At 41.1% G+C, this 16,822-nt stretch carries 17 protein-coding genes; 12 read left to right on the top strand and 5 right to left on the bottom strand.

Annotation, left to right across the window (positions count from 1 at the left end; all coding sequences use genetic code 11):
- Positions 1–13: 13 nt before the first annotated feature.
- Positions 14–1,012, top strand: coding sequence for a GTPase ObgE (obgE, locus tag LKO28_RS01530; RefSeq protein WP_227692772.1), 999 nt, complete (start codon positions 14–16; stop codon positions 1,010–1,012).
- Positions 1,013–1,015: 3 nt separating this feature from the next.
- On the opposite strand, the gene LKO28_RS01525 is transcribed toward obgE, so the two are convergent.
- Together LKO28_RS01525 and panB are read right to left on the bottom strand one after the other, a co-directional pair.
- Positions 1,016–1,630: a hypothetical protein gene (locus LKO28_RS01525; RefSeq protein WP_227692771.1), complete on the bottom strand. Its 615-nt coding sequence runs from the start codon at positions 1,628–1,630 to the stop codon at positions 1,016–1,018.
- A 12-nt stretch (positions 1,631–1,642) separates the two neighbouring features.
- Positions 1,643–2,458: a 3-methyl-2-oxobutanoate hydroxymethyltransferase gene (panB, locus tag LKO28_RS01520; protein WP_227692770.1), complete on the bottom strand. Its 816-nt coding sequence runs from the start codon at positions 2,456–2,458 to the stop codon at positions 1,643–1,645.
- Positions 2,459–2,539: 81 nt separating this feature from the next.
- Here panB and LKO28_RS01515 point away from each other — a divergent pair, with 81 nt between their 5' ends.
- The 5 genes from LKO28_RS01515 (at position 2,540) to LKO28_RS01495 (ending at position 6,151) form a co-directional block, all read left to right on the top strand.
- Positions 2,540–3,283 (top strand): RluA family pseudouridine synthase, encoded by a 744-nt coding sequence (locus LKO28_RS01515; RefSeq protein WP_227692769.1) that lies wholly within the window; start codon positions 2,540–2,542, stop codon positions 3,281–3,283.
- 14 nt (positions 3,284–3,297) lie between these two features.
- Positions 3,298–3,900: a TlpA family protein disulfide reductase gene (locus LKO28_RS01510; protein WP_227692768.1), complete on the top strand. Its 603-nt coding sequence runs from the start codon at positions 3,298–3,300 to the stop codon at positions 3,898–3,900.
- A 2-nt stretch (positions 3,901–3,902) separates the two neighbouring features.
- A complete protein-coding gene (gene pyrF / locus LKO28_RS01505; protein WP_227692767.1) occupies positions 3,903–4,745 on the top strand; it encodes an orotidine-5'-phosphate decarboxylase in 843 nt (280 codons plus the stop codon).
- Between the two features lie 131 nt (positions 4,746–4,876).
- Positions 4,877–5,533, top strand: a complete 657-nt coding sequence (locus tag LKO28_RS01500; protein WP_227692766.1) for a hypothetical protein — start codon at positions 4,877–4,879, stop codon at positions 5,531–5,533.
- A 15-nt stretch (positions 5,534–5,548) separates the two neighbouring features.
- On the top strand, positions 5,549–6,151 hold the full coding sequence (locus LKO28_RS01495; protein WP_227692765.1) for a hypothetical protein: 603 nt from the start codon (positions 5,549–5,551) through the stop codon (positions 6,149–6,151).
- Positions 6,152–6,502: 351 nt separating this feature from the next.
- Here the strand turns inward: LKO28_RS01495 and LKO28_RS01490 are convergent, their stop codons facing one another.
- Positions 6,503–7,636, bottom strand: coding sequence for an acyloxyacyl hydrolase (locus tag LKO28_RS01490; RefSeq protein ID WP_227692764.1), 1,134 nt, complete (start codon positions 7,634–7,636; stop codon positions 6,503–6,505).
- Between the two features lie 260 nt (positions 7,637–7,896).
- Between LKO28_RS01490 and LKO28_RS01485 the strand changes: the two genes are divergently transcribed.
- The 6 genes from LKO28_RS01485 to LKO28_RS01460 all read left to right on the top strand — a co-directional run bounded on the left by LKO28_RS01485 (position 7,897) and on the right by LKO28_RS01460 (position 14,981).
- Positions 7,897–8,880, top strand: a complete 984-nt coding sequence (locus LKO28_RS01485; RefSeq protein ID WP_227692763.1) for a formylglycine-generating enzyme family protein — start codon at positions 7,897–7,899, stop codon at positions 8,878–8,880.
- 25 nt (positions 8,881–8,905) lie between these two features.
- Positions 8,906–10,219 (top strand): Gfo/Idh/MocA family protein, encoded by a 1,314-nt coding sequence (locus tag LKO28_RS01480; RefSeq protein WP_227692762.1) that lies wholly within the window; start codon positions 8,906–8,908, stop codon positions 10,217–10,219.
- Between the two features lie 167 nt (positions 10,220–10,386).
- Positions 10,387–11,295, top strand: coding sequence for a hydroxypyruvate isomerase family protein (locus LKO28_RS01475; protein WP_227692761.1), 909 nt, complete (start codon positions 10,387–10,389; stop codon positions 11,293–11,295).
- Between the two features lie 59 nt (positions 11,296–11,354).
- Positions 11,355–12,599, top strand: coding sequence for an MFS transporter (locus LKO28_RS01470; protein WP_227692759.1), 1,245 nt, complete (start codon positions 11,355–11,357; stop codon positions 12,597–12,599).
- Positions 12,600–12,630: 31 nt separating this feature from the next.
- A complete protein-coding gene (locus LKO28_RS01465) occupies positions 12,631–14,313 on the top strand; it encodes a GMC oxidoreductase (protein WP_227692758.1) in 1,683 nt (560 codons plus the stop codon).
- A 68-nt stretch (positions 14,314–14,381) separates the two neighbouring features.
- Positions 14,382–14,981 carry a gluconate 2-dehydrogenase subunit 3 family protein gene (locus tag LKO28_RS01460; RefSeq protein ID WP_227692756.1) on the top strand — a complete coding sequence of 200 codons (600 nt, stop codon included), beginning with the start codon at positions 14,382–14,384 and terminating at the stop codon, positions 14,979–14,981.
- A gap of 72 nt (positions 14,982–15,053) precedes the next feature.
- Here LKO28_RS01460 and LKO28_RS01455 read toward each other — a convergent pair whose 3' ends face one another.
- Positions 15,054–15,299: a hypothetical protein gene (locus tag LKO28_RS01455; RefSeq protein ID WP_227692753.1), complete on the bottom strand. Its 246-nt coding sequence runs from the start codon at positions 15,297–15,299 to the stop codon at positions 15,054–15,056.
- Between the two features lie 75 nt (positions 15,300–15,374).
- Positions 15,375–16,709 (bottom strand): NADP-specific glutamate dehydrogenase, encoded by a 1,335-nt coding sequence (gdhA, locus tag LKO28_RS01450; RefSeq protein ID WP_227692752.1) that lies wholly within the window; start codon positions 16,707–16,709, stop codon positions 15,375–15,377.
- Positions 16,710–16,822: the final 113 nt, after the last annotated feature.

The raw sequence follows: 16,822 nt of genomic DNA, 5'->3' as shown, positions 1-16,822 counted from the left end.
TAGTATTTAAGGTATGGCTCAGGGTTCAAATTTTGTGGATTATGTGAAGGTGTGTTGTCGCTCTGGCCATGGAGGATCGGGGTCGGCTCACTTACATCGAGATAAATTTACAGCCAAAGGCGGACCCGATGGCGGGGATGGCGGCCGGGGAGGTCATATCATTCTTAAAGGCTCTTCGCAACATTGGACGTTGCTCCATTTAAAATATCGTAAACATATCATTGCGGCCAACGGCGGGCCGGGCTTAAGCGCATTACGCACGGGTGCTGACGGAAAAGATGAGGTCTTAGAAGTGCCTTTGGGAACGGTCGCGAAGGACGCTGAAACGGGTGAAATCCTATTTGACATTACCGAGGATGGAGAAACCAAGATATTGACTCCTGGTGGAAAGGGAGGCTTAGGCAACTGGCACTTTAAATCTCCTACCCAACAGACGCCACGTTTTGCACAACCAGGTTTGCCTGGGCAAGAGCAATGGATTATTTTAGAACTGAAGGTGTTGGCCGATGTGGGGTTAGTCGGCTTTCCAAATGCGGGGAAATCGACCTTATTATCGGTAGTTTCGGCCGCAAAGCCGGAAATTGCAGATTATCCTTTTACAACGTTAGTGCCTAATCTGGGGATTGTAGCTTATCGTGATAACAAGTCATTCGTGATGGCTGATATTCCGGGCATTATCGAAGGCGCCTCCCAAGGCAAAGGCCTCGGACATCGTTTTTTACGCCATATTGAGCGCAATGCGGTGCTGTTATTTATGATTCCGGCAGATACTGATCGTAGCCTCGCAGAGGAATATGATATTTTGCTGAATGAATTGACGGCTTACAACCCCGAGTTAATGGACAAACCTCGTTTATTGGCCATTACGAAATCGGATATGCTTGATGAGGAGTTGGAGGCGGAGATGGCGGAAACTTTACCTAAAGGGATAGCTGCTATTTTTATTTCTTCTGTTTCGGGTAAAAATGTCCAGCAATTGAAGGATATGATCTGGCGCGCGATTAATGATTAATCCTTAGATGATCGGAAATAATTTACTTTCAACTTCAATCTTAAAGTTTTCATTCAGGTATTGAAAAAACAAGCGGTTTGCGTCATTTTCATGTTGTTCGATTAAATAGGGGATAACAACCGTCGCGCCTTGCTTTACCTGAAGTTTATAATAACCAAAAAGCGTCTCTCGGTTTTTTTGAACCGACTTTATCTCAGATACTGCTACGATATCTCGCATTAAATTAAAAGATAACGATTGCTCTTTAATATAGTCAACTAAAACTTCGTAAGTTTCTGTGTTAAAATAGATTCGCTGGTCTTTCGTATATTTCAGGTGATTGATATATACGAAAAACTGACCGATTAGATAAAGACTTAATGGAATAAGTATCCATAAAATCTTGATTTTCATTCCCAAAACTAATGTTACTAAAAGTAAGATAAAGCCTATTCCGACAGTTCGAATCGTGCTTTGGGTCACCCGTCGGATTAACTTGGGGGAGGTATCTATGGCTACGAAATATTGTCGATAATTCGCTCGGACGACGGAGGTTTCGACAGTGTTTACGGATAAAAATCTTCTAGCAATGAGATAGATCAAAAATCCTATTAAAGCGATAATAATAAATATTTTCATCAAGCATCTGCTTTAATATTGCTCCGATTCATTTGGGTAATTGCCGGATTTCACGTCTGCGGTATAACTAGCGGCGGCCTCAACGATATTCTCATACATTTCCATATACCGACGCAAAAATTTGGGTTTGAAATCCTTCGTAAATCCAAGCATATCGTTAACAACGAGTACTTGACCATCACATCCGTTGCCGGCACCGATACCGATGGTCGGAATGGTGAGGGATTGGCTGACTTCTTGCGCGAGCGCTGCAGGAATTTTTTCTAATACTACTGCAAAGCAGCCAATTTCTTGAAGGGCTAGAGCATCTGACTTTAGTTTCTCTGCTTCAGCCTCCTCTTTTGCCCGGACACCAAAGGTGCCGAATTTATTAATTGATTGTGGTGTAAGACCTAAATGTCCGCAAACCGGAATACCGGCATCAATAATCTTCTTGATGTTTTCCAAAATCTCAATACCACCTTCAAGTTTAAGGGCGTGTGCTCCTGATTCCTTCATCATTCGTACTGCAGATTTAAAAGCGTCCTCCGGTGTGCCCTGATATTCTCCAAATGGAAGATCCACAAGTACAAGCGCACGTTTAGCCCCTCTAACCACTGCACTAGCGTGGTATATCATGTGATCTAAAGTTATGGGTAAGGTAGTTTCATAGCCTGCAAAAACATTTGCAGCAGAATCACCTACCAACAATACGTCGATACCAGCTTCGTCCAACGCACGCGCGGTCGAATAATCATAAGCGGTGAGCATACTAACTTTTTCTCCGTTCGCCTTCATGGCTAAAACCGTGCTCGTGGTTACTCGTTTGATGATCTTGTTTACTGACATTGCTTGTAGTTTAAAGAAACAAAGCTAATAAAAAGTTATAGAACTCGAGGATGTTAAAGGTATTTCTGTATTTTTGCCTCTATGCAAAAACGCGACAATCGTTTATTTAAATTTCCCAAATTTCAAGATCTGATTCTTTTTGAAGACGATAGCCTTATTGTTATTAATAAGCCTCCTTTTGTAGCTTCCCTGGATAATAGGAGTGGTGACGAAGTGAATATTTTACGTCTTGCAAAAAAATATCATCCGGATACACAAGTGTGTCACCGTTTGGATAAGGATACGTCTGGACTATTGCTTTTAGCTAAAAATCCGGAGACGTATCGTTTAGTCTCTATTGAATTTGAACGTAGGCGTGTAGATAAAATTTACCATGCTATTATTGGCGGTACACACACCTTTACCAACCTCCAAGTTAATTTGCCTATCTTAAATCAAGGGAACAAAAATGTTTCGATCGATCGCGCTAATGGAAAGCCGGCCGAAACGGTTTTTAACTCGCTGCGATACTTTAGGCATTATACGTTGGTAGAATGTAAACCAATTACGGGTAGAATGCACCAAATTCGTATCCATCTTGCTACGCAGCGTGCGGCTATCGTAGGCGATGAGATGTATGGAGGCAAACCGGTTTATTTGTCGCAAATAAAAAAGAGAGGTTTTACGATAGCCAAAGGGGAAGAGGAACTGCCAGTTATGAAACGTTTTGCGTTACATGCACATCAGATCCGGTTCACCATTGAAGGCAAAGAATACCATTTTGAAGCCCCATACCCGAAAGATTTCGCTACCTTGTTGAAATTATTGGATAAGTTTGATAGTTAAAAGCGGAGCTTGTAATGAATAAAAAGAAAGCCTGGAAGATCATAGGCAATATTATTTTTGCCGGACTGATTATTTTATTGCTGTTGCCTAGTGGACGTGTGTGGGTACAACAGGGTTTGATGAAAATTGGTTTATTTAAGCCTAAATTGGAAACTTCGGAAGCTACAAATACGCCTGCAGAGGACGAGGGCACCCTGTTAAGTGATTATGCTGGCGTCGCCTTTTCGGATGATAATGGTCACGTAGTGAGTATACACGATTTAAAAGGAAAAGTCGTTTTTTTAAATTTTTGGGCGACGTGGTGTCCGCCATGTAAAGCGGAAATGCCTTCTATCCAAGTTTTGAAGGATAAATTTAAGGATAATGATCAGGTCGCTTTCCTTTTGGTGGAAATTGAAGGTGAAAAAGAGAAAGCGCGCGACTTTATGTTGAAAGGGGATATGGATTTACCAATATATTATCCAGAAAGTCAAATTCCTGGCGAATGGTTGGGCGGAGCTATTCCGACAACCGTTATTTTAGATAAAACAGGAAAAATTGCCGCTCGTCATGAGGGTATGGCAGATTATTCCCGGACAGAGGTGTCCGATTTTATGTTAGAATTAACCCAAAAATAAGCATGACCAGAGCAGCATTAATTCAGCAGATTAAAACAAAAAAAAGCTTTTTATGTGTGGGTTTGGATACGGATATCGCCAAAATACCCCAACATCTTTTGGATGATGAGGATCCGATATTTTCTTTCAATAAAGCGATTATTGAAGCCACGGAAGACTTGTGTGTCGCGTATAAACCTAATATTGCTTTCTACGAATGTTACGGCGCTAAAGGGTGGCAATCCTTGCAAAAGACATGGGAAATACTACCTAAAGAATGTTTGAGTATCGCCGATGCGAAGCGGGGGGATATCGGGAATACTTCGACTCGCTATGCAAAAGCTTTCTTTGATCAAGAGGTATCAGGCTTAGGATTTGACGCAATCACCATCGCACCTTATATGGGTAGTGATTCGGTTGTGCCGTTTCTCGATATCGCCGAGAAATGGTCCATTGTATTGGCATTGACATCTAATCCGGGGAGTAAAGATTTTCAAAACTTTAGGAATGAAGTTGGGGTAGAGCTGTTTGAGTATGTACTGGATAAGGTGAAAGAATGGGGTACACCGGATAACACCATGTTTGTGGTAGGGGCGACCCGTGGTGAAGCATTTACGAAAGTGCGACAGCGTGTGCCTGATCACTTCTTGTTGGTGCCGGGTGTCGGTGCCCAAGGAGGTTCTTTGCAGGAGGTGTGCCAATACGGAATGAATAAGGACTGCGGACTTTTAGTAAACAGTACACGCGGTATTATTTATGCATCTGACGGAAAAGACTTCGCGGAAAGAGCCCGTGAAGAGGCTTTAAAACTCCAACAGGAAATGCAGATAGAATTAGAAAGGGCTGGACTAATTTTGGCACAATAATTTAGGTGATTATTGCATAAGAAGAAAAATTACTTATGTATTATCGATTTTTATACGTTGCCATCTCGCTGTTTGTTTTAATTTGCTCTTCCTGTAATTCTATTTATATGCCCAATGTGCCAGCAACTCCAATGTTTCAGGGAAAAGGAGAGATGCATGTAGCGGCTCATAGCAATGTAAAAGGAAATTTGAGTGGAAATATTGGTTTAGCTGTAGGGAATCATATAGCGGTTATCGCGAATGGCTCTTATATTAAGCAGCAGGAAGATAATAATAGGAGTGAGCTTTTTAATCAGCATTTATTAGAGGGCGGTCTTGGTTACTTCACGAAGGTGGGCAAAGAAAAACGGCAGATACTGGAAATATATGCAGGTTATGGCATAGGGTCTTCTACGCAAGTAGATCGGAGGGCGTCCACAACGGGCATGATGCCTGTCGAGACAAGAGTGATGGATTTCGATAAAATTTTCGTCCAGATAAATTACTCGTCTAGGCGAAAACGGAAACTTAATCTGTTTGGTAAGCCACGTATCTTGAATTATGGAACGGCTATTCGTGCTAACCGTGTAGCGATGCGAGATTTTACAATTAATGATGTAGCGCGTCCCATGGAGGAAGCTTTGTTTATTGAACCGCTTTTTTATACACGCATGGAGTTGAATAAAGGTCTGCAGATACAGTATACAAACGGGTTCAATATCAACGTCGTAAACAACAATTACTTAAAAGCGGGTAACGCTGTATTTACATTAGGGTTAACGTATAATTTTGGTGGAAAAAACAATTAAATGAATAAATTGGCTATGAATAAAAGAACAAATATCAGTATCCTATGCTGCGTGCTTGTAGGATTGTTGTTAACAGGTTGTGCGATAAACAAGAATCAGATTGATGCGCTTTCTAAGTTTAACTATACGGTCGAGTCGTTGCAGGACGTCCGCTTAGCTGGTCGTAATATGGACAGTTTTACGGGTAAAGACGGTGTGAACATCAGTGCTCTTCCAGGAATAGCCGTGGCCATGTTACGTCAGGATCTGCCGCTAGAAGCTCGAATTAACATGAAAGTGAGCAACCCGACTACCACGACGACCAAAATTAATTCCTTTAAATATCTGATCGAAATTCAAGGAAAGCCCATGTTCGAGGGTACGGTAGATGAGAATCTACACTTATCAACAGGAGAAAGTACGGTTGTGCCATTAACCTTTAAAGCTAATATTTTCGGTACAGCAAAGGAAAATGGAGTAGAAAACGTATTAAACGAACTTTTTACGAGAAAAGGTGAGGGGTTTCTTGTGCTCAAAATAAAACCGTCTATCAAAATTGGGAATAGTAATATCTACTATCCGGGTTATATCACCGTAGATAGAAATCTGGCGAAAAGCATTGGGAAACTTGTTATGTAATTTTTGTTTGTTCTTTTCCCTGTGAAGGGAATCAAACACCAAAATACACACATATTCATAATCTAGTCGCTTTGGATATTTTACAAATGTAAAATATCCAAAGCGACATTTATTGTTAATTAGGATTTGTGTAATACGTGAGCAAAGCGTTTTATATTGATACGTAGTTATGCGGGCTAAAATGACCTAGCTTTGTTCCGCAGCGCGGCCAGCTTTACGCAGGCTATTCCGTTAAAAACAGCATGTTGTCTGAGCAAAGCGAGTTCCATGCTGTTTAGGAATAGATTAGTAAAGGTAGCGGAACAAAGCAAGTCTTGACTTTTTGTTTCTTTTTCGTCAAGGAAAAAGAAGCTAATCTCTATTAAACGTATAGCCTACCGTCCATTCGATAAAGTCGGCTTTTCCTTTGTGTGCTTTAATGGAAATACCGGCATTAAAGTCTTTATATACGTAATACCGCGCACCCGCTCTTAAAAAGATATGGTTGATTTCTCCGTTAAAACTTCGTTTATGAATATAGTATCCAATATTTCCGTTCAGTACCAGTCTGCGCGTTAATACGTGCACCAAATAAAAGGAGGGGCCACCTGATAGTTTAGCGCTTAGTTTACCACTATCATCCCCCGCGATTTCATCGTAGTTTCCAGAATCGGAGTAAAATAAATCGACGCCAGCTCCAACTCGCCATTTGTGTGACACATGTTTACTCGCGTATGCACCTAAAGTTGTCTTTAAAAAACGCTCGTCTTTATCTTTATCCAATTGCTTCCATCCAATACCATAGTTGATATGATAAAGAATTTTGTCGGGATAAGGTGTTATGTTGCTTCTATCAGGTAGGATACTATGTCCGTTTGGCTGATAGGTAACAGAAGCAGTTATCGGGACAAGATTAACGCCTTTGTTGGGCAGGCGGAGGGCCCCGTTCGAAAAGTGATGATAGGCTAGACCTAGGCCTACCCGCCAGTTGGGGCTAATTTTATATTGGCTTCGTATACCTAAGTCGATAAATACATTATTCTTCGCACCAATAACGACATTCAGAGGATTAGTTTCGGGATCATAAGGTTTGAAGTTACCAGAAATACCAAGTCCAATTCGGTAGTCGAAACTCCAGTACTTCTTTTTTAAATTTCCGAAAGGGGATTGCATAAATCCGTATATGGCGTAAGGACTTCCAATAATGTCCGTATTAAACGTGCTACTATAAAACCCGATCCCATATATAGGATTGTTATATAGCGTGAAATATACATCATCCGACTTTTGTATTTTCCAGCCAACTTTCAGGTTGATCCCGTTGTAATATGCACTTTCAAATGTAGTTCTGCGAATATCTTTCGCCGCCAATATACCTCCATTTTCCATCTCCAATTCGATGATCAGCGGATTCTTCGGCGGTCGCGCCGAGGAGATGGAATCACTTTGCGCGTATAATAATAATGTAGCGAGCGACAGCGCCCACGTTAAAAATATTTTTCCCAATATACCTCAGTAATAAATTTTTGCCAAACCTAAATAAATTCATCTTGTTATGCAATATCAAGCGTCGTCTAGTAGCCGCTAGTTCTTTTCATAACGAAGCAGATCGCTTTTAGTTCTTAAATCGGCTCTATTTTAACCGTTTTAAAGGGTCCTCTATCGGAGGATATTATTTTGTAACTTGATTGTTGTAAAAAAGACTTAGTGTATTTTTTACAATATAATTCCTATATTTAATTTCGATTTGCGAAAACTCTAGATTAATGATGATACAAAATGTAAAGAACGGGGTACTTGTTTTAACGTTCATGCTAGCTAGCCTAGTTATAAAAGCACAGAAAACGCACGAACGTTATATCCAAAAAATTGAAGGAACACATTTGGAGTTTTCCATGGAAGCGATTCCTGGAGGAACATTTATAATGGGTAGCGATCAATCTGATAAAGCAGATGAAAAACCTGCCCATAAGGTAAAGCTTGATCCTTTTTGGATGGGCACGTACGAGGTTACTTGGGATTTATATGAACCTTTTGTTTATAAGGATTTGGAACAAACTATTTCGGCAGATGGCAAAGTCTCATCTGAGGTGGATGCTGTGACGCGGCCGTCAAAGCCTTATTTGGATATGACGTTCGGCATGGGGAAAGAAGGTCATCCTGCTTTGGCAATGACACACTATAATGCGATTCAGTTTTGCAAATGGCTTTATACGCGAACGGGAGTGTTTTACCGTTTGCCGACTGAAGCTGAATGGGAATACGCCTGTCGGGCTGGATCGACAACAGCGTATTTTTTCGGTGACGATGTGAATCAATTAGAGAACTATGCATGGTTTGTTAACAATAGTGAGGAAAAAACAGCCGCAGTAGGGCATAAAATGCCGAATGCCTGGGGATTGTATGATATGCTAGGCAATGTGGCGGAATGGACATTCGATCAATATCTGCCCGATTTTTACCAGCAATTTGCGAACGAAACGGCGATCAATCCCGTTGCTGTACCTACGCAACTTTATGCACATAGTGTGCGGGGTGGATCTTTTGATAGCCCGGCACATGAACTACGATCGGCGGCTCGCATGGCATCCGATCCCATATGGAAACAGTTAGATCCTCAAATACCGAAATCAAATTGGTGGTTTCCCGAGGCGCCATTTGTGGGACTACGTGTTGTTCGACCGGTACATCCACCAACGGAAGAAGACATTATGCGTTATTATAATCAAGAACCCATAAAAGACTTTTAATACGTTAATTAATATACCTAAACTGATGCAACATTTTAAAAGAAGAGATTTTATTAAGGCTGGATCCGTATTTGCGGGTGCAGCGGCATTGTCCTCAATGCCTGTATCCCACGTTTTCGCTGCTGGAAGCGATGTCATTAAAATCGCCCTGATCGGTTGTGGCGGGCGTGGTACCGGAGCTACATTTGATGCTTTTGCTTCTGGCCAGAACATTAAACTAGTAGCCATGGCCGATGCCTTCGCTGATAACCTAGAACAGACATACAGGACGTTAAAAGAAAAATTTGGAGACAAAGTTGACGTGCCGGACAGTCGTAAGTATGTTGGCTTCGACGGTTATAAAGCGGCAATCAAGGATGCCGATGTAGTTTTGCTAGCAACACCTCCTGGATTTCGGCCCGCTCATTTTGAAGAAGCGGTAAAAGAAGGTAAACATGTGTTTATGGAAAAGCCCGTCGCTGTTGATATTCCGGGGGTAAGGAGGGTATTGGAGGCGGCTGCGGAAGCTAAAACGAAAAAATTGAATGTCGTCGTTGGTTTACAACGTCGTTATCAGACAAATTACCGAGAAACTATTAAGCGTATACAGGATGGTGCTATAGGTGATGTTTTATCTGGGCAAGTCTATTGGAATAGTGGTGGTGTTTGGGTGCGCCCGCGAAAGCAGGGGCAATCGGAAATGGAATACCAAATGCGAAATTGGTTTTATTTTAACTGGCTTTGTGGTGACCACCTTGTAGAACAGCACGTACATAATATTGACATCGCTAATTGGGTGAAAGATAAATACCCAATTTCTATTCAGGGGACAGGTAGCAGAGCACACCGCACGGGCAAAGAGTATGGTGAAATATATGATAACTTCGCGCTTGAACTTACTTATGACGACGGTTCTGTTATCTATAGCCAATGTCGACATTTTGAAGGTGTGTCTAATCGTGTAGATGAAACTTTTCAAGCAACAAAGGGACGTGCATATCTTTCAGCAGGTAATCAAGGTATTCTGTGGGATGCGCGAGGAAATGAAATATATCGCCATGATCCGAAAGGAAATCCGAATGCTTATCAACAGGAACACAAAGAACTATTTGCAGCGATAGCGAAGAACGAGTATAGTTTTGACGATGCTCAATATGGTGCATACAGTACACTCACCGGTATCATTGGCCGTATAGCTTGTTATACCGGCAAAACAATCAAATGGGATGACGCCATAACTTCAACCGTCGATCTGTCTCCCGATGTATATGCGTGGGATGCATTACCCAAAATAGTTCCGAACGAAAAAGGGGAGTATCCTTATGCTATTCCGGGAAAAAATACCGATCGATATATTTAGTACGCGCGACAGGCTAAAAAAACAGTTATATGGATATAGGCTGACCGTTTGGATAGATGCGGGCGGCGCTTTACGAAGGATTTCTATGAGAAATTGGCACGATATAAAAATCGTTTTTAACTGTATTACACAGCTGTATAAAGGTTAGTTAACCGATTAAATAATATATGAAAAGAGCAGATTTTATAAAAAGTGGTGCGGCGTTTATTGGCGGCACAAGTATTTTAGGAGATAAAGTGATGGCAACTATTCCACATAAAGAAGGTGCGAGATTCCAATTAGATTATGCTCCGCATCAGGGTATGTTTGCGGCAACAGCCGGTAAAAACTTTATAGACGAGATTCAGTATATGTATGATATGGGGTTCCGTAGTATTGAAGACAACGGATTGCCCACCCGCTCCGTAGATGAGCAGATAAAAATAGGAGAAACGTTGACTAGGCTTGGGATGCGGATGGGCGTATTTGTGGTCCCGAAAGGTGGAAACGGTGCTAATACGCTGGCGGCTGGCAAGCAAGAACATATAGATATTTTCTTGAAGGGTTGTAGACAGTCAGTCGAGGTGGCTAAACGCGTAGATGCTAAGTGGGTAACAGTTGTGCCGGGCAACTATCACCGAGATTTACCTATAGGCGTACAAACCGCAAATGTTATTGAAGCGTTAAAGCAAGGAGCAGAGATATTTGAACCACATGGGATCACCATGGTACTAGAACCACTCAGTGATACGCCAGATTTATTTCTTCGTTATACGGATCAAGCCTATGAGATTTGCAAGGCGGTGGGAAGTCCTTCTTGTAAAATTTTATATGATGCTTACCATCAACAAAAGAATGAAGGCAATCTCATTCAGCTGATGGACATGTGCTGGAGTGAAATTGCCTATATTCAAGTAGGTGATAATCCGGGAAGAAAAGAGCCCACCACCGGAGAGATCAATTATAAAAATATATTTAAATGGCTTAAAGAAAAAGGCTATAAAGGTGTAGTCGGAATGGAGCACGGAATGTCTAAGTCTGGTGTCGAAGGGGAAAAAGCATTGGTCAACGCCTATCGGGAGGTTGATAATTTTTAAGTGTATTGTTATAATATAACGAAGAAGTAATATATTTATACAAATAAACCTATTATCAGATGTCAAAATCCGTAAGATTTAAGTTATCTTTTATGATGTTTCTCGAATTTTTTATTTGGGGAGCATGGTTCGTCACATTAGGGACTTTTTTGATTCAAAATTTACAGGCGGAACCTTTTCAGATTTCCAATGTATTTTCAACGCAATCGTTAGGCGCTATAATTGCGCCATTTATTATTGGTATGATTGCTGACCGTTATTTTAATGCGGAAAGGATTCTCGGAATACTACATTTAATTGGGGCCTTTTTGATGTTCCAGATGTACAAATCGACAGATATTGCTACTTTTTATCCCTATGTTTTGGTGTATATGATCCTTTATATGCCCACATTGGCATTGGTAAATTCAGTTTCGTTCAGACAGCTTAGCAATCCAGAAACTCAATTTTCAAGCATTCGTGTATGGGGTACGATCGGATGGATTATAGCGGGCTTAGCAATTAGCTTTTTATTCCGCTGGGATTCGCCCGAAGGTGCACAAGAAGGGGCTTTACGCAATACCTTTCTAATGGCAGGTATTGCTTCTGCCGTATTAGGACTATTTTCTTTTCTTTTACCTAAAACTCCACCGATAAAGGTTGATACAGCAGAAAAACCTTCTTTTGCTTCCATCATTGGGCTAGATGCAGTGAAATTATTAAAAGATAGAAATTTTTTAATTTTCTTTATTTCCTCTATTCTAATTTGTATACCGCTAGCGTTTTATTATTCCAATGCTAACCCGTTCTTGGTAGAGATCGGCCTATCCAATGCTACAGGGAAAATGGCTATTGGGCAAGTTTCAGAAGCGGCATTCTTATTACTTTTACCGGTTTTATTTGTTCGTTTTGGCTTCAAGAAGACTATTTTGATTGGTATGTTAGCTTGGGCTATACGGTATCTGTTGTTTGCATACGGAAATGCCGGTGATTTGTCGTTCATGTTAATTATCGGGATCGCTTTGCATGGTATATGTTATGATTTCTTCTTTGTGTCGGGACAAATTTATACCGACAGCAAAGCTGGTGTGAAATATAAAAGTGCGGCGCAAGGCTTAATTACTCTAGCAACCTATGGGATTGGGCAGTTAATCGGATTTTGGGTGGCCGGGTATATTGGCACTATGTATGCCGATATCAAATCGACCGATGTTGCTGCTTTTTGGCAACAAGTATGGTTAGTGCCTGCGGGAATAGCGTTTATCGTCATGATATTATTCATGATCTTCTTTAAAAATGAGAAAATAGAGAATAAAAAAGTATAGTAAAATAGCAATAAACTTAAAATATAAAAGTATGGCAGATAACGTTTATGATGCAATTGTCATTGGGTCAGGTATCAGTGGGGGGTGGGCAGCTAAGGAGCTCACGGAGAAGGGCCTTAAGACAATCATGCTGGAACGCGGACGGAATGTGGAGCATATCAAGGACTATCACGCAAATAAAGACACGTGGGAATACCCCCATAGAGGCGGACGCACTAAACAGATGGAGAAGGACTATCCTGTGTTGAAGCGAGATTATCCACTAAATGAGAAAAATTTAGATTTCTGGGTAAATGAAAAAGAAAGTCCTTATACCGAAGTTAAGCGTTTTGACTGGTATCGTGGCTACCACGTGGGGGGACGGTCTTTAATGTGGGGACGGCAGAGTTACCGTTTTTCTGATTTAGACTTCGAAGCAAATGCTAAGGACGGACACGGTATAGATTGGCCTATTCGCTACGCGGATATCGCGCCTTGGTATAGCTATGCCGAGAAATGGGCGGGTATTTCAGGTAATAGAGATGGTCTCGACGTATTACCGGACGGCGATTTTCTTCCGCCTATGGATTTTAATGTAGTGGAAAAAGATTTAGCAGCTCGATTGCAAAAAGAATATGGGGGCAAACGACATTTTATTATGGGGCGTACGGCCAATATTACCAAACCCCATCATGGTCGCGTAAACTGTCAATATCAAAACCAATGCTCGTTAGGGTGTAATTTTGGGGCCTACTTCAGTACGCAATCCTCCACATTACCGCCAGCAGTAGCTACAGGTAACTTGACGCTACGCCCGTTCTCCATTGTGACGCGGATTCTATATGATAAAGATACACAAAAGGCTACTGGGGTCGAAATTGTTGACGCAGAGACAAATCAAACCTACGAATTTTTTGCGAAGGTCATCTTCGTATGTGCTTCTGCGTTCAATTCGACTTGGGTATTGATGAACTCTGCAACCGATGTTTGGGAGGGCGGTTTAGGAAGTAGTTCGGGTGAGTTAGGTCATAATGCAATGGATCATCATTTCCGCTGTGGCGCCGGAGGTACCGTGGAAGGGTATGAAGATAAGTATATTTTCGGTAGACGCCCGACGGGTTTATATGTGCCTCGATTTGTGAATATACCTAGCGACGATAAAAAACGAGATTACTTGCGTGGATTTGGTTATCAAGGGGCAGCAAGTCGGGGTAGATGGCAGGGAGAAGTCGCTGAAATGAGCGTCGGTGGAGATTGGAAAGACGCCATGCAAGAACCCGGTAGCTGGAGCATTGGATTTGGTGCATTCGGAGAAATTTTACCTTATCATGAAAATCGAATTTATTTAGATAAGGATAAAAAAGATAAATGGGGTCTACCGATCTTAGCTATGGATATGGAGATAAAAGATAATGAAAAGAAAATGCGGCCCGATATGATGAATGAAATGAAAGAAATGCTAGAGCGAATCGGCGTTAAAGATGTTTATACTTATGACAATGTGTATGGTTTCGGACAAGGTATTCACGAGATGGGTACAGCGCGTATGGGTAATGATCCAAAAAATTCCGTATTGAATAAACATAATCAGGTTTGGGATGCCAAAAACGTTTTTGTAACGGATGGTGCTGCAATGACTTCTGGAGCCTGTGTAAATCCGTCTCTAACTTATATGGCATTGACAGCACGGGCGGTTGATTTTGCCGTTAATGCGCTTAAAAAAGGAGATTTGTAATCGGCTTAAATACAATAAAGTATTAAGTCACGAAAGAAACAGATGCCTCAAACAGAAATTTTATAAAGATGAATAGAAGAGAAGCAATTCAACGAGTGGCGATGTTAATCGGTGGTTCTGTTATTGGAGCTAACCTATTTTTAGAGGGCTGTACGCGCCCTGCTACTAAAGATGTCGCGACATTATTTGAAAAAGATACCATAAATTTTTTAGGAGATCTTGCGGAAGCAATTTTGCCAGAAACGTCCACGCCAGGAGCTAAGGAAGCTGGCGTAGGAGAGTTTATCCCTGTAATGATCCGAGATTGTTACGATCCACATGACCAAAAAGCTTTCCTTGAAGGACTAGGTGAGGTCGATGAGCGTGCAAAGCAGGAGTTCGGAAAAAAATTCCAAGAATTATCAAAAGATGAACAGTTGCAATTTGTAAATATGTTGGATAAGGAAGCTAAAAAATTCCAAAACGAACGAGGGCAGAAGCAGAGCGAACTGTCAGACGATGCAGCCCCCCTTCCAAACCATTTCTTTCACATGTTGAAGCAAATAACCTTGACTGGATTCTTTACCTCTGAAGTAGGAATGACGAGGGCATTACGCTACGTAAAAATTCCAGGCCGATATGACGGCAATTACCCTTATCAAAAAGGAGATAAAGCCTTTGCGTCTTAACAAACAATAGAACAACAGCATCTAACATGAAGTTTTACTTCAAGTTGGATGCTGTTACAAATAGTTGCTGGTTCAATCATATCTATGATATGCATTCATAAAGGATTGACGCATAACTTTAAACTGCGCAACAACTTCCGCGATGAATTCCTCATCCAGAAGTTCAAACACGCCGTTCACTCCACCGATTACATCTGTTTCTGCTAACTTATACGACTGTTCCAAAACTCCTTGTTCGAACTTGACGATGAACTTCTGGTTCATCGAAAAAATGGATATTTTGCAATCCGGATGGGGAAGCTCCGCTATTATTCTCATGGTACAAAAAATTGATAAAAATAAAAAGCTCCATAGTCAAACTATGGAGCTTTCTAATTTACGCGAATTTCTAGATTAAACCAACCCTTGGGCTTTCATAGAAGCACCAACTTTTATAAAACCTCCGATATTTGCACCTTTTAAATAATTGATATATCCGTCTTCTTCTTTACCATATTTTAAACAGGTTTTATGAATATTTTCCATAATACCTTTCAAACGTGTATCCACTTTCTCTGCATACCACTGTTGACCCATAGAGTTTTGTGACATTTCGAGACCTGAAACTGCGACGCCACCAGCATTCGCGGCCTTTCCTGGAGCAAAATGAATCTTAGCTTTATGAAATACTTTGATTGCGTCGGCTGTAGAAGGCATATTAGCGCCTTCTGCAATACATACACAACCATGTTTAACAAGTTGCTTCGCATCTTCCTGGTCAAGCTCATTTTGTGTAGCACAGGGTAGTGCGATGTCACATTTAAGATGCCAAGGCTTTTTATCCGCATAAAAAGAAGCCGCCTTAAATTTTTGTGGATATTTTACCAGCTCTCGACCTAAAGTACTCACGTATGCTAACTTTTCTAAGGTCAAACCCTCAGGATCATGCAAGGTACCCGAACTATTGGATAAAGAAATAACTTTAGCCCCTAAATGTATTGCTTTTTCAGCGGCATAATAAGCTACGTTACCTGCACCAGATATAGCAATGGTTTTACCCGCTATCTTTTCATCGATATTTTCAAAAATGCATTCGACAAAATAGAGCAGACCATATCCTGTTGCCTCTGGACGGATAAAAGATCCACCCCAGTGTTTTCCTTTTCCAGTTAATACGCCTGTAAAATTATTCTGAATACGCTTGTATTGACCAAACATGTAGCCCACTTCACGTTCACCTACGCCTATGTCACCGGCCGGCACATCTGTTTCAGGGCCTATATGGCGATATAATTCCGTTATGAAGCTTTGGCAAAATCGCATAATCTCCATATTTGATTTGCCTTTTGGATCGAAGTCCGCTCCACCTTTACCACCGCCAAGGGGTATCCCTGTTAAACTATTTTTAAATACCTGCTCAAAAGCTAAAAATTTTAGAATACTTAAATTTACGGTGGGAGAGAAGCGTAAACCTCCTTTATACGGGCCAATCGCGCTATTCATTTGTACCCGATATCCTCGGTTAACCTGCACCTGATTATTGTCATCTAACCAAGTTACCCTGAACGAAATAACACGTTCGGGCTCCACAATACGTTCTAAGATTTTTAAGTCTACCCAGGTTGGGTGACGTTCGTTAATATACGGTATCAAATCTTCTGTAACTTCCGTAACAGCCTGTAAAAATTCTGGTTCGTTCGGATTTCTGTCCTCGACGTATTTAATAAACTTCTTAAAGTTAAGTGACATTTGTTATGAATTATAGTTATTATTTTCCCTCAGATTGCTAATTTATTAAAAAAAAATGAACAACCTCAAATATTCCTTAAAAAAGGTTACAACTGCGCAATGTTAAACGGTCT

The organism is Sphingobacterium sp. FBM7-1 (assembly GCF_020687765.1).
GTDB lineage: Bacteria > Bacteroidota > Bacteroidia > Sphingobacteriales > Sphingobacteriaceae > Sphingobacterium.
Note: the sequence above shows the minus strand (reverse complement) of the source record. Positions and strands in the feature narration are given on the sequence as shown.

Bases quoted from the DNA above. Each gene is read 5' to 3' on its own strand.
- LKO28_RS01460 (WP_227692756.1), top strand. From the start codon at position 14,382: ATGAATAGAAGAGAAGCAATTCAACGAGTGGCGATGTTAATCGGTGGT.
- LKO28_RS01485 (WP_227692763.1), top strand. From the start codon at position 7,897: ATGATGATACAAAATGTAAAGAACGGGGTACTTGTTTTAACGTTCATG.
- LKO28_RS01515 (WP_227692769.1), top strand. From the start codon at position 2,540: ATGCAAAAACGCGACAATCGTTTATTTAAATTTCCCAAATTTCAAGAT.
- LKO28_RS01500 (WP_227692766.1), top strand. From the start codon at position 4,877: ATGTTTCAGGGAAAAGGAGAGATGCATGTAGCGGCTCATAGCAATGTA.
- LKO28_RS01465 (WP_227692758.1), top strand. From the start codon at position 12,631: ATGGCAGATAACGTTTATGATGCAATTGTCATTGGGTCAGGTATCAGT.
- gdhA (WP_227692752.1), bottom strand. From the start codon at position 16,709: ATGTCACTTAACTTTAAGAAGTTTATTAAATACGTCGAGGACAGAAAT.
- panB (WP_227692770.1), bottom strand. From the start codon at position 2,458: ATGTCAGTAAACAAGATCATCAAACGAGTAACCACGAGCACGGTTTTA.
- obgE (WP_227692772.1), top strand. From the start codon at position 14: ATGGCTCAGGGTTCAAATTTTGTGGATTATGTGAAGGTGTGTTGTCGC.
- LKO28_RS01475 (WP_227692761.1), top strand. From the start codon at position 10,387: ATGAAAAGAGCAGATTTTATAAAAAGTGGTGCGGCGTTTATTGGCGGC.
- pyrF (WP_227692767.1), top strand. From the start codon at position 3,903: ATGACCAGAGCAGCATTAATTCAGCAGATTAAAACAAAAAAAAGCTTT.
- LKO28_RS01470 (WP_227692759.1), top strand. From the start codon at position 11,355: ATGTCAAAATCCGTAAGATTTAAGTTATCTTTTATGATGTTTCTCGAA.
- LKO28_RS01525 (WP_227692771.1), bottom strand. From the start codon at position 1,630: ATGAAAATATTTATTATTATCGCTTTAATAGGATTTTTGATCTATCTC.
- LKO28_RS01455 (WP_227692753.1), bottom strand. From the start codon at position 15,299: ATGAGAATAATAGCGGAGCTTCCCCATCCGGATTGCAAAATATCCATT.
- LKO28_RS01495 (WP_227692765.1), top strand. From the start codon at position 5,549: ATGAATAAAAGAACAAATATCAGTATCCTATGCTGCGTGCTTGTAGGA.
- LKO28_RS01480 (WP_227692762.1), top strand. From the start codon at position 8,906: ATGCAACATTTTAAAAGAAGAGATTTTATTAAGGCTGGATCCGTATTT.
- LKO28_RS01510 (WP_227692768.1), top strand. From the start codon at position 3,298: ATGAATAAAAAGAAAGCCTGGAAGATCATAGGCAATATTATTTTTGCC.